This is a genomic window from Archaeoglobus sp. UBA230 (assembly GCA_002507545.1).
Lineage (GTDB): Archaea > Halobacteriota > Archaeoglobi > Archaeoglobales > Archaeoglobaceae > Archaeoglobus.
The window spans coordinates 1-12081 of the sequence record DAVR01000004.1; the positions used below are offsets into that span (position 1 = coordinate 1).

The 12081-nt window shown below is 45.5% G+C and carries 15 protein-coding genes; 11 read left to right on the forward strand and 4 right to left on the reverse strand.

Annotation, left to right across the window (positions count from 1 at the left end):
* From BP688_RS01100 to BP688_RS01130, 7 genes are all read left to right on the forward strand, one after another.
* On the forward strand, window positions 1-701 hold a 701-nt coding region (locus BP688_RS01100; RefSeq protein ID WP_290623165.1), incomplete at its 5' end, for an acyl-CoA dehydrogenase.
* A 4-nt stretch (window positions 702-705) separates the two neighbouring features.
* Window positions 706-1485, forward strand: coding sequence for an enoyl-CoA hydratase/isomerase family protein (locus BP688_RS01105; protein ID WP_290623167.1), 780 nt, complete (start codon window positions 706-708; stop codon window positions 1483-1485).
* Complete coding sequence (locus BP688_RS01110) at window positions 1482-2633, forward strand: ABC transporter substrate-binding protein (RefSeq protein WP_290595805.1); 1152 nt, start codon at window positions 1482-1484, stop codon at window positions 2631-2633. The genes BP688_RS01105 and BP688_RS01110 overlap by 4 nt, the downstream gene beginning before the upstream one ends.
* Window positions 2630-3352 carry an ABC transporter permease subunit gene (locus BP688_RS01115; RefSeq protein WP_290595938.1) on the forward strand — a complete coding sequence of 241 codons (723 nt, stop codon included), beginning with the start codon at window positions 2630-2632 and terminating at the stop codon, window positions 3350-3352. The genes BP688_RS01110 and BP688_RS01115 overlap by 4 nt, the downstream gene beginning before the upstream one ends.
* The gene (locus BP688_RS01120; protein ID WP_290595807.1) at window positions 3340-4197 is read left to right on the forward strand and encodes an ABC transporter permease subunit; all 858 of its coding nucleotides are present in this window, start codon (window positions 3340-3342) and stop codon (window positions 4195-4197) included. The genes BP688_RS01115 and BP688_RS01120 overlap by 13 nt, the downstream gene beginning before the upstream one ends.
* A complete protein-coding gene (locus BP688_RS01125; RefSeq protein ID WP_290623169.1) occupies window positions 4181-4825 on the forward strand; it encodes an ATP-binding cassette domain-containing protein in 645 nt (214 codons plus the stop codon). The genes BP688_RS01120 and BP688_RS01125 overlap by 17 nt, the downstream gene beginning before the upstream one ends.
* Window positions 4800-5465, forward strand: coding sequence for an ATP-binding cassette domain-containing protein (locus BP688_RS01130; RefSeq protein WP_290595811.1), 666 nt, complete (start codon window positions 4800-4802; stop codon window positions 5463-5465). The genes BP688_RS01125 and BP688_RS01130 overlap by 26 nt, the downstream gene beginning before the upstream one ends.
* Here the strand turns inward: BP688_RS01130 and BP688_RS01135 are convergent.
* Entirely contained in the window at window positions 5442-7154 is a 1713-nt protein-coding gene (locus BP688_RS01135) for a metallophosphoesterase family protein (RefSeq protein WP_290623171.1), read from the reverse strand. The two genes, BP688_RS01130 and BP688_RS01135, sit on opposite strands and share 24 nt — an antisense overlap.
* Before the next feature lie 128 nt (window positions 7155-7282).
* On the opposite strand from BP688_RS01135, the gene BP688_RS01140 reads away from it, so the two are divergent.
* The 4 genes from BP688_RS01140 (at window position 7283) to BP688_RS01155 (ending at window position 11149) form a co-directional block, all read left to right on the forward strand.
* Window positions 7283-7897: a hypothetical protein gene (locus BP688_RS01140; protein WP_290595813.1), complete on the forward strand. Its 615-nt coding sequence runs from the start codon at window positions 7283-7285 to the stop codon at window positions 7895-7897.
* A 9-nt stretch (window positions 7898-7906) separates the two neighbouring features.
* Window positions 7907-9283, forward strand: a complete 1377-nt coding sequence (locus BP688_RS01145; RefSeq protein ID WP_290595814.1) for a hypothetical protein — start codon at window positions 7907-7909, stop codon at window positions 9281-9283.
* A gap of 37 nt (window positions 9284-9320) precedes the next feature.
* The gene (locus BP688_RS01150; RefSeq protein ID WP_290623173.1) at window positions 9321-9701 is read left to right on the forward strand and encodes a helix-turn-helix domain-containing protein; all 381 of its coding nucleotides are present in this window, start codon (window positions 9321-9323) and stop codon (window positions 9699-9701) included.
* Window positions 9702-10003: 302 nt separating this feature from the next.
* Window positions 10004-11149, forward strand: coding sequence for a site-specific integrase (locus BP688_RS01155; protein ID WP_290595818.1), 1146 nt, complete (start codon window positions 10004-10006; stop codon window positions 11147-11149).
* A gap of 46 nt (window positions 11150-11195) precedes the next feature.
* Here BP688_RS01155 and BP688_RS01160 read toward each other — a convergent pair whose 3' ends face one another.
* The 3 genes from BP688_RS01160 to BP688_RS01170 are packed head-to-tail and all read right to left on the reverse strand — an operon-like array spanning window position 11196 to window position 12080.
* Window positions 11196-11612: a hypothetical protein gene (locus BP688_RS01160; protein WP_290595820.1), complete on the reverse strand. Its 417-nt coding sequence runs from the start codon at window positions 11610-11612 to the stop codon at window positions 11196-11198.
* Window positions 11590-11799, reverse strand: coding sequence for a hypothetical protein (locus BP688_RS01165; protein WP_290595822.1), 210 nt, complete (start codon window positions 11797-11799; stop codon window positions 11590-11592). The genes BP688_RS01160 and BP688_RS01165 overlap by 23 nt, the downstream gene beginning before the upstream one ends.
* Complete coding sequence (locus tag BP688_RS01170) at window positions 11796-12080, reverse strand: hypothetical protein (protein ID WP_290595824.1); 285 nt, start codon at window positions 12078-12080, stop codon at window positions 11796-11798. The genes BP688_RS01165 and BP688_RS01170 overlap by 4 nt, the downstream gene beginning before the upstream one ends.
* Window position 12081: the final 1 nt, after the last annotated feature.

The following is a 12081-nucleotide window of genomic DNA, read 5'->3' on the forward strand; positions in this document are numbered from 1 at the left end:
CTGATAGGGCGAAGGGTATGCTGATAATCGCCAGAACGACCCCGAGAGAAAAGGTGGAGAAGAAGACGCACGGCATAAGCCTGTTCCTCGCCGATCTACCGAATGATGCTGTAAAGGTGAATCCAATCCCCAAGCATGGAATAAATTACTCCAAGACGTGTGAAGTTAGTTTCAACAATTTGAGGCTGCCTGAAAATGCCTTAATACCTCCACTGGATGGTGGATGGTATCATCTGCTCGACACCCTCAATCCTGAGAGAATGAGCTTCACGACAGCTGCGATAGGAATAAGCAGACTTGCGATAAGCAAGGCGGTTGAGTATTCAAAGCAGAGGAAGGTCTTTGCTGACCCAATTGGGAGCTACCAGGGCTTGCAGTTCCCCTTAGCTGAAGCCTATGCAACGCTGGAATGTGCGAAGCTTATGAACTTCAAGGCTGCAACGCTGTTTGATCAGGGGGCACATTACAGGGAAGTTGGAGCTGCTGCGAATATGGCGAAGGCAGTTGCAGTTGAGGCTGGAATAAAAGCAGTCTATTGGGCAATGCAAACCTTCGGTGGATACGGTTATGCGAAGGAGTATGATGTTGAGAGGTGGTGGAGAGAGATCAACCTCATCCGATTAGCTCCAGTAACGCAGCAGATGGCTCTAAACTTCATAGCCGAGCACATCCTCGGAATGCCTAAGAGCTACAGGACGTGAAAGAATGGCGGCGGTGGAGTATAGAGAAGAGGACGAGATTCTTTGGGTGAAATTCAATCGGCCCGAAGCTCTGAACGCAATCAACAGAGATTTTGTAGAAGGGTTAAAAGAGGTTGTAGAATACGCAAAGAGGAACAAAAGTGTAAGGGTTGTGGTGCTGACTGGAGAGGGCAAGGCTTTCTGTGCAGGGGCGGACATAAAGATGTTTTCCGAATCATCCCATTTTGTGGCGAGAAGCACGATAGAGGAACTCGGAAAGGTTCTCGAGGAGATGGAGGACCTTGAGGTTCCAGTGATTGCCGCAATAAACGGTTTCGCCCTTGGAGGCGGGTGTGAGATAGCGATGGCTTGTGATATCATAATAGCAAGCGAAAAAGCCAGTTTTGGGCAGCCTGAGATAAATCTCGGCATTATCCCCGGCGCAGGAGGGACGCAAAGATTGGCGAGGATTGTAGGGTGGAAGAAGGCAATGGAAATGTGCCTGACGGGAGAGAGAATTTCAGCTGAGGAAGCCTACAGGCTCGGATTGGTTAACAGAGTGGTTGAACATGAGAAGCTGATGGATGAGGCAAGAAAGATGGCAGAAGTCATTAAGAGTAGGTCTCCATATGCGATCGCTTTGGTTAAGCAGGCAGTCAACAGGGGCTTCAAAATGGGGTTGAGAGATGGAATAATGTATGAGAGGGATTTATTCGCCCTTTCCTTCTCTTCTCCAGATGCTGAGGAGGGGATAAAAGCCTTTGTGGAGAAAAGGAAAGCTGAATTCAGGAGGGACAGAGAGTGAAGTGGAGGCTTTTGGCGATTTTTTTAGTATTTTTGCTGCTGGGCTGCACTCAACCTGCTGAGCAGACTGAAAAGAAAATAAAAATAGGCGTGCTTATCCCTGAGACGGGGATATACTCGACATCTGGAGTTGCGATGAAAAACGCTGCAGAACTCGCGGCAAAGCATGCTGGCAACATCGAACTCGTTTTCGCAGATTGTGGTGACACACCAGAAAAGGCCAAAACGGCCTTCGATTACCTTGTCTCTCAGAATGTGGATGCTGTCGTTGGCGCATACTCAAGCCCACAGGCCATGGTTGTTGCGGACGCTGCAGGAGATAGTAAGGTTGTTTACCTCGTCAGCGTTGCCTCCACCGGAGCGATAGAGAAAAAGGTTGCTGAGGGTAATAGATACGTATTCAGAGTTGCATACAACACCACCTACTGGGGAGTGCTGGCAGCGGAATTTCTAAGACTCTCCCAGCCCGAGAGGTACTACTTTGTAGGATACGACCCCTTAAAGACCTTCAATCAGGGGATGCTCAAATCAATCAAATCCCTCTACGGTGATCCGGAGGTGGAGGTTTACTACAAATCACCCAGTGTTGCTCCTGAAGATTACAGGAATGTTGCAAGACAAATTGCGGAGATGGCGGGCGATAGGGATGTTATCATTCTCGGCGATCCAAGTGGAATTTCGATAAATTTCCTAAAGGAGTATAGGGCAAACGGTGGTAGAGGGCTGATATATTCAGTCGGTGGTGCCCTTGCCCTGCCCCCAACCCTGAAAAAACTGAACGCAGAATACACGGTATTTCAGGCTGCTGCGTTAGAGGAGACTGATAAGACGGATATGACCAAGAGATACTTTGAGGACTACAGAAAAGAGTATGGAGAGGATGCGAACAACTACGCTGGTCTGCTGACCTACGACTCGATTATGATTCTATCCCAAGCCTTCGTGAAAGGAGGCAAAGATAAACTCATGGAAACTCTTTTGTCGGAAGAATTCAAAGGTGCAGCAGGAATTTACAGGTTCAATGACTTACACCAAGCAGTGTGGGGTAGTGAGGAGCTCAAGGGCACCATTGGTGAGTTTGTCGGAGGAGAAGTGAAGGTTCTTTATCCACCTGAATTCGCAACTTCGGAAGTTCTGTGGATGAAATGATCTCGGCACTTTTAACAGCAATTTTTTTATCTTTTTTTGCCTCTGTCGTAATTCTGAACTACAAAATTGGCAGAGTGCTGAACCTCTCTTTTGCCTCCATTTTCACCCTCGGAGCCTATCTCTATTTCAGCTTTAGCCCACTCTCTGCACTGCTGCTTGCCCTCATTTCTGGAGGAATCATGGGGGCGATAGTGTCAGCTGCAACGAGAAAGCTATCAGTTGCTGAAGCAACTATTGTATCACTCGGTTTTGCCATAGCCATTGAGGAGTTTCTGAGACTTTTCTACAGAACCTCCTACTATCAGGTAATGGAAACCAGTTACGTGGAATTGCTCGGTGAGGCAGTAAGTATCCATGAAGTGCTGAACGGGGCTATGCTTGCCATGTTATTTTTAACTTTTGCAGCCATCCTCCTTTCGAGAAGGGGGTTTGAATTAAAGTTTGTGGAGGATGATTGGGAGCTGGCGGAGATGTATGGAATTGATACATCGAAAATTAGATATCTCACCATTTCAATTTCCTCCAGCTTTATCTGCCTTTCCGGAGCAGTTTTGGCGCCAACTCAATCCCTATCCCCTTCGATGGGATGGAACAGTATGGTCACGGCGGTGATAATCGCTGCAATTGCTGCGTCAGCGGGTAATGTAGGGTTGAGGAAGTATGTCCTTACCCTTCCGATCGCCTTAGCCTACACCGCGATACTGAGGTGGTTGCCCTGAAGAAGGACTTTATACTTATCCTAACCATACTCCTGCTCCCTCTACTTCTTAGAAGCAGTTTTGTCGTTTCAGTTGCCACAATAGCCGTCATTTACTCTATCCTGTCACTATCTTGGTTTTTCATGGAAAAGGAGGCTGGATGGGCGAGTCTTGCACACTCAATACCCTTCGGCATCGCTGCATATGCTTTAGCGATTAATCCGACCCTTCTCATTCTGGCTTTTTTACTGTCGCTTCTCCTGTTCGCAGCTCTATCCCTCTCCGGGAGGGAGAAATTTGTCTTCACGTCCTTCATCACCGCAGTTGTATTCTGGTATCTCTCCCATTACATAACTCTCAGTGTAAATGGGGAAATTGTCGGTGGTGAGGAAGGATTCTCCTTCCAGTCCATCGGAATATGGGAAAGCTACTTGCTATCCTCTTCGATGTTGTTGCTCTTCTTTGCCTCCTTTGCCCTCATCAGAAAATCGGGACTCGGACTGAAAATTGAGGCTGTTAGGGATGATGAGATTGCGGCGAGAAGCATTGGTATTGACGCCTTCAAAATTAGAATCGTAAGCTTTACGATATCCGTTATTACTGCAACAGTTGCTGGTCTGTGCTACCTTCTCTATTTTGGTCATGTCTCACCCGAAATTTTTTCCGTTGAGGTAGCTCTTTTACCCTTCGTTGCCAGTCTCATCGCGGGTAATAGGTGGCTTTCCCCAGTCGTCGGTAGCTACACGGTTGTAATTGTCTCCAGAGCTTTTTCAGGAATTTTGCCCGAGGCACACCTTCTTCTCTACGCTGCTGTGCTGATACTTTCTCCCAAGCTAAAGGGGTGGTGGAGTGCTTCAGTTGATTGACGTATCAAAGGTTTACAACGGAAATGTGGTGCTGAGGAGCATCAACTTCAAGCTTGAGAGTGGATTTGCCGGAATATACGGTCCGAACGGCAGCGGAAAGTCAACGATGCTCAAGATAATTGCAGGAATCGAGAGACCAGATTGTGGTAGAGTTGTGTTTGAGGGGAAGGATATAGCAGGAAAAGCTCCTGAAGAGATAGCAAAGATGGGCATTTCAATCGTTTACCAAATTCCAAGACCCTTCAAGAATATGACTGTGCTTGAAAACGTGGCTACTCCATTCCTTTTGAGGAAGAGCTACAGGGAGGCGATAGAGTCGGCAATGGAAATCTGTGAGTTTGTTGGTCTCAGGAATAAAGTGAATTTAAAGGCCGGTATGCTGTCCCAAGGTGAGCTTAGATTGTTGGAAATCGGAAGAGCCTTGGCAACGCAGCCGAAACTCATGCTTCTCGATGAACCATTCTCAGGACTTGACGTGGAGAATGCAAAAAGGGTGAGAAGGATTTTGAGAAAAATAAAGCGAGAAGGTGTGGATGCCATTGTTACCGCCCACAGAATGAAGCTGCTGAGGGACGTTGTTGATATTAGCTACGAGATGAGGGGTGGAAGAATTGCTGAGGGCCGATAGAGTTAAAGTGGAGCTTAACGGGAGGAAGATTTTGAGAGATATTACCTGCTATTTGGAGAGGGGAGAGATAATGCTTGTTGCCGGTCCGAACGGCAGCGGAAAGTCGAGTTTGCTGAAATGCATTATGGGCTTGATGGAGTTTAAGGGAAGAGTTTTCCTCGATGATGTGGAAATTACAAACCTGAAACCCTCTGAGAGGTTTAAAATGGGTATAACTCTGGCACCGGAGAGGTTGAGAGTTGCAAAGAATTTGACTGTGGAGGAGAACGTGTCTATTTCAGGGGACTTTCAGGAGGCTTTAGAAATCTTCCCCGAGCTTAGACCACTGGCCAAGAAAAAAGCAGGAAAGTTGAGTGGTGGAGAGAGGCAGATGGTGGTTTTGGCAAGGGCTTTTATATCAAAACCGAAGTATCTGCTCCTCGACGAACCTTTTCAAGGTCTTCACAAAGACTTGAGGGTGAGGGTGATAAACCTGATTTACAGCCTCTCCAAGAAGTGTGGAGTTGTGGTTGTTACCCACGACGAACTTGACGAGATTTTTCTTATGTCGGATAAAACCTGTATTCTCGTTGGTGGGGAGGTTCTATACTTTGGTGACAGTGAGGGTGCGGAGCAACTAATTAGAGAGATGTTTATTTGACGGAATTTCAATTGTATAGTAGGGTTGAAGGCTATCTATTTTCTCCACAGGTTCCTTCGAACTCCATGCAAAGAGCCTTATTGTCATTTTTTCTGGAGTTATGTCTACCAAGGCAAAACCGTCCTTCTCTACCGGCTTAAGTTTCTCGACCATTTCGACGGCTTCTGGTACTTGAGGTGGAACATTTCTGAATTTTGATGGGAATCCCCACTCGTCAGTTCCAAGAGGACCTGTGACAACAACATGGACAGGATTTTTGCTCAGGTCGAGTTCACCGGTTCGCGATATAATCCCATATGCCTGGGCGTGTAAGTCACCACATAGAAATACCGGTGTCTGCTTCATGGAGCTTGCGGCTTTCAGTATTCTGTTATGCTGCTCAAACCATCCGCTCTGCCACATGTATTTTTCTTCCTTGGTCGTCAGCTTCCCATCCTCGCAGCACACATCTGGATACCATTCCATCCACTTCCCAGCACTCCAGCCAAAGACTGTGGCTGGGATGTTAACAACCCATATTGCCTCTTCTTTCTTCATCCTATCTTCAATCCACTCTTCTGCCACTGGATGGATCATGTAGGCTTCACTTCCGTTCAGCGTGACGTAACGCCTACTCTCGTAAAGCAATCCCTCAAAAAGTTTACCCCACCTTATTACTCCATAAGTGCACTCCGAAGTTTTCTTAGGCCTGTCCGGAGAGTCGTAGCTGGGAAGGCTGGCAGGGGGTTCAACCATCGGAATGAGTTCTGGGAGGAAGAGATACTGTGCAGCTCTTGCAAGTTCAAGATGGAACCTGTCTGGTGGGAATGAAATTCCTGCCTTTATATATGGATTTGGAGCGTTTAAAGTTAGAATCTGGAGCAAAAGGCAGATTTTACAGAACTTGTCCTCCTTTATCGCCTCATCGTTCTCAAAGTAGTCGTGATCATCCAGCAAGAAGTAGGCAGGCGTAGACTTCAGTGCCGTGCCGAAAAGATAGGCAACCTGAGGTCCAACAGCCTTCTTCAAAACCTCCTCGTTTTCAGTTCCCAGAACAGGTTTGTTGAAGTCAAATTTTCTTGCGTAGGAAATTGATCTCATGAGCTGGCCCTGTCCCTTTGCGCTTATCCCGTAAACCAGATCATAGTATATCTGATCCCCGCTCGAAATGACTATGTCTGGTTTGAAGGATAGAGCCCGGTTGAGCAACCTCTGTCTGACATCTATTGGTAAGTGTTGTTTAAACAGCCACGTCTGGTAGACGTCATGTCCTCCAGAACCGGTAAATATCAATATTCTGAGGTGCTTGGGTGTGGAGTTAGGATGTGGGAGTGTCTTAATGGTCCACGGGTCTGTGAGGTCTTTGCCAGTGGCATCCTGAATCACGAGTGTGTAAGTTGTGTTCGGTTCCAGATTTTGGATGTCAAAGAGCCAGAAATAGCCCTTGGTGTCAGTCATTACACCATCAACTGTTCTATCTCCAATTGCTATTCTGGGAGGCTCCGAGAAAGGTTTGTAAAAGGATGCTTTTATTATTATCCTGTTATGGGATGCTGTTGGAATAAGGTGAATAAGTGGTCCGTGATCCCAGTCTTTATCCGGATGGTTCGGTTTAGCGTCAATTCTCGGGTGGATATTGTCGTATAAACCGTAAACCACAAGTAGAAGGAAAACCAAAAAGATGACTGATAATACTCGACGTTTCTTCATTCTCCATCCCCCTTTACAATGTGCTCAACTATTTCTTAAATTTTGCTATGTTAAATTATTTTGTATTCAATACACGACTCCAAATATTTTCGGGAAAAAGGTAATGTGCGACCCACAACCGATCTAAAATGGTGATAGGCATGTTTCCCGGCGAGGATTGGGTGACGGTTATTTCAGCTTTAGCACTTTTGGGTGTATCGGCTATACTCTATTCGAGGACGAGACATGTGGCAGCAATTCTCTGGACAATCTCAGCGTTTTGCTTCTTGATAATAACGATAGCCCTTGCAACGATGGGTTTGAATGCTTTGCAGCTTTCAGTGACCCCCTATCTTGGTTCTCTGTATCCAGGACTGCTTGCTACCGGAATAATTGCGAGTAGGAGCGAGTATTGGAAGCACTACTTTGCATTTGTAATTCTAATGCTAACTCTTATAGCCGTTGGCGGCGAGGGATTGACAAAAATTCCAAGAGTGTTGGTCCACTCCGTTTCTGGAATCGTTATCGTGCTTTTGCCTCTGATCTTTGCAGCAACAAGGCAAGTTTCCGCTGCGGCGATAATAGTCAGTGTTGGCGGTTTGCTGATATCGCTTGGCGGCTTGGCTTTGGCAACGCTAATGGCAGGGAAGCCTTTACTACCCTTCGAAACTGTCGTGTTCTTGCTTCATCCTCTACTCTTCCTCTCAGCCTTCGTGATGGCTGCTGGGCTCTATGTGAGTAAGGGACTGGGTTGCTGCGAGTGAGGTGACAGAATGCGGGCGGAACATCACATGCTGATCGCTTTCACAGTAGCTGTAGTAATCATAGGGTTTGGTGTTCTGCTCTCGCCACCCTTTAAGGATTTCAGGAAGTTGGTAGGGATGCCTGAGGAGTTGCCGGGTGCCAGATACTCAAACGGAGCTGCTGAGATAATCAACTCTAATCCTGAAATGGCAGAGCTGTTTCTTACGAGAGTTACACACTACTACCATGCCATCTTTGTCATATTGATCTACGGCACAATAGCACTGATTGTCAGGCAATACGGCTTAAATGTTGACGCACTCAACCTCATGCTTCTCGGGACTTTGATGGTCGTCATAGGAGCCATTACCTACTCTTACATCGAACATACCTTTTTCTGGCACGGCCTTTTTGTCGCAGGATTAGCCGTTGCTTTTTCTGCAAGCCTCCTCATACTTTTCGCACTTTTGAGGCTCCAAGGAAAAAGTTTGTTAGACTGGGCGATAATAGTTGCCGGTATTTTGCTGCTGGGTGGAGCACTCATAGGCGGATGGGTGGGGAGCAGCTTCATAGACCACAGTACTGCGGAGAGCTTTCTTGAATCCAAAATTCAGAGCAGATTTAATCCCGATTTTGCAGAAGAGAACGTAGTCTGGAGAGCAATGACAGGTCATCTTCACGCGATGATAGCCCTCTCGCTCGCTCTCATATTTCTGATCTCAGTGAAAATGCTGGACGTAAAGCCTGGGAGGTGGACAGAGATTTCGACATATGCTGTCATCTTTGGCGAAACAGTAATGGCCCTCGCATCCTATGCTGTGTGGTTCTTTGGAAAGACAGCACATCTCATAATTACACCTGCAGCACTCACCCTAATCTTCGGCACCCTCATGCTATCCTTCAAAACCGCCAGCTACGATATCAAAAGCCCGAATGGTGTGCTGAACTGGTGTTTGAAACTTGGAAACATTTGGATCTGGGCGTTTGTTGCAATTCCCGGAGCTATAGTTGCCATCAGTCTCAGAAAACCAAGGTTCTTCAACCCAGAGTTCAGGGCGGAGGTGTGGGATTGGGCTGAGCTGGCATACAACATCGGGCACTGGCACATCCTACTCGTGTTCTGGGGAACAGTTCTGCTACTCGCCTATCTTACGATGACAAAATCGAAGATTGCTGCACTTGCTGGCTGGATTACCATTGCTGGCTTGCTACTTGCAACCTCCACTATAAACCTCTACATGCTCGCAAATCCCGCTCAGCCATATACTCCAAATCCCTACAACAACTTCTGGCTTCAATACTTCGTCGAGCCAGGGTTAGGGCTGATGACAGTTGGCATAATATTGTCTTACTATTTATTTTTGAGGACTTTAAAAGCCACTTTAAAAGCTAAATTGGAAAATTAATAAATTCCTTACAGTCTAAAAACACCATGGTGATAGAATGAGCCAGTCGTGTGAACCCCATCTCAAATGTGTATTAAAGTGTGCCCTCGACATTTCGTGCCTCGACATGGACATTTATCTACTTTTGCTTAAAAATCCCGGGAATGATGTTGAATTTGTTGCTGAATCACTCAAAAAAGATGAAAGCACAGTTTACAAGTCGCTTCGAAATTTAATGGACAAAGGGCTTGTCAAGAGAGAATACAGAATTCTGAAGAGTGGGGGGTATAAATATCTATACTATCCAGTTGAGTTTGAAGAATTCAAGAGGATAGCCAGAAAATCCATTGACGAGTGGTTCAAAAACTTCGAATCTATGCTGAAATCATTTGAAGAGCTTGAAAAGGAGGAACTAATTGACGTTGCTGTCATGCAGTAATCTGCTATCCAAAATCTGACATCATCCGTTTTTCATTCTCTTCTCCTGGCATAAATTAGTAGGGTAGGAGAATATAAATGGATAGTGAGGATTCATTATGAAGCAAAGTTGGTTTGGAGTTCAATATTCGATTACCTCAAAACCCTTCAATTCTGCCGAAATATCTGTCCCTCGTTACCAGAATCGCATCGTTCTCGATTGCTATATCCAGCAGCTCTTTTGATCTGTGCAAAAAATCAGAAACAACAGGTTCTGCAACTAAAATCTTCCAAACCCCAGAAAAGGCAAGCCGCCGGCGGGATTTGAACCCGCGACCTGGTGATTACGAATCATTAAGAGCTGTAATCGAAAATCAAAGCGATTACAAAAAAGATGGACATAAATATATATTTACAGAGAAAGAAATTTATGAATTCATCAAGAATGCCAAGAGTCACACAGCTGAGGAAACAGTCAGGGGGATAAAAAACAAGGTTGCACAGTTCTTGAGGGATTTTGGACACAACGTAAAAGTGAAGGTCGGGAAAAGAAAAACTATTGAGAGTATATATGCTGAAATCGACTACGATTCAATAATACAGTTCAACCAGTACGTAAACACCCTTACATCCTCAACGCCGCTGAGATATGTAAAAGATTTCCTAAACTACTGGGCCAACAAGTGGACTGACCCGATTTTGAAGGGATGGGCCGATAGTTTAAGCTATAGAAGTCCTAAGATAAAGAGGACCTTTGCAGAAGAAGGAGAGAAAGCTGCAATAAGCTGGAAAGACATCGAAGAAGACTTGAAGATATATTATGATGCAATTCTGAATGTCAATAGCAAAAACACTGCTAAGAAATATTTCAGAAACCTCGTGACGATACTGTACGGTATAACGACTGGTAAAAGGCCAAGGGAAATAGACAGAACGAAATCCGCATGGATCGAGAAGGGAATGGAAGTGGGGTATTATATCATTCCAGCTAAAGCCACAAAAACAAAGGCAGAGAGACCCATACCGATCCATCCCAAGATTAAACCATTTCTCGAACTTTTGATTGAGCTTTATCCTGAAAAACCCTTCAGTGAAACCAGTTACAGGAAAATAAAAACTGAAATTAACGCAAAGGTAAGGATGAATCAGTTGAGGAACTTTGCGACCAAATACTGGACGGATTACGGCATTGATGACCTGAGGAGAATTGCAATAATGGGCCATGACGAAGCTGAGCTTAAAAAGGCGATTGAAGAATCAAGGAGATTAAAAGAGGTTCTCGAAAGTCTTGGAATCGAAGTAAAAGCTGGCAGAAAGAAGGCTTTGAATGTCTCGGAAATATATAGAAAGTACACTCCTGATGAACTCATAGGTCATTACATGGAAACGGTTGGCAGAAATTTTAACCCAATCCCAGAATGGCTCGATTTTGAAAAAATAGCTAAGATTTTAACTTGTTGTTGCTGCTAAGTCCCCTTGCGTAAGCAAGGGTAGTTCACACAGTAAAAAAGAAAAATCAGCTAAAAACCATCTTGATAGACCAGCGAGCACCTCCTTCTGTTGGGATTGTTGTTTTATAGCAAACTTTCAATGTCTCAAAATAAACCCCGTCCTTGAACTGGATAAATCCTGTGTCCTGTTCTCCTTCGCTGCCGAAGAAGGCAAATGGTTCTCCATTTCTGTAGATCACTGCATAACCACTTCCTACCCTATATTCAAGAAACATTAATTTCTTGTTAACCACGATCTCTTTCTCGTAATCCCATTCTTTTCCCTCGGAAGGCTCTGTTCCGAGCAGGTATTCCTCAAGCTTATCTGGAAACTCCAGAAACAGGTCTTCGTCTCCCTGCAGCTTGTAGCTTATTTCTTTCAGCAGCTGTTTTTCTTCGTAAATCTCCTGAAACAATCTTTCAATCAGCTCTTCGTCCACCATTATTACCACCTTTTCTTTTTTCGTAAATCAGGTAAAGCAGGAGCAGAATGAGCAGGAGTAAAAGCAACAGGTTAAGCCACCTGCATTTTTCAAGCTCCTCCGCAAGATGTGGACACTGTTCAGCCTCCTCTTCAAGATGCGGATATTCCTCCCCAAGCAATCCCAAACCGGCTTTCACGGCTATCATATCTCATCTCTTGCATGCAACCTGCGAAGCTTCGCCATGACCTTCTCCACCCGTTTGGCCAGCCTCGGATTCCTGTTCTTGTTCCAGATTCTGACGATATTCAGGCGGCGGATGACGGTAGCATAACCGTCTTTCTTCACCATCCTCTTCGCAGCCTTCAGCAGCTTCTCATAGCTATCGAAAGCTCCATCCGGCCATACATCGGACTTGATCTTTATCTCCCTGCAGACCAAACGTTTTCCCTTCCGCTGGCAAATCTTGGCCTTCTTGACTTGGGCCATT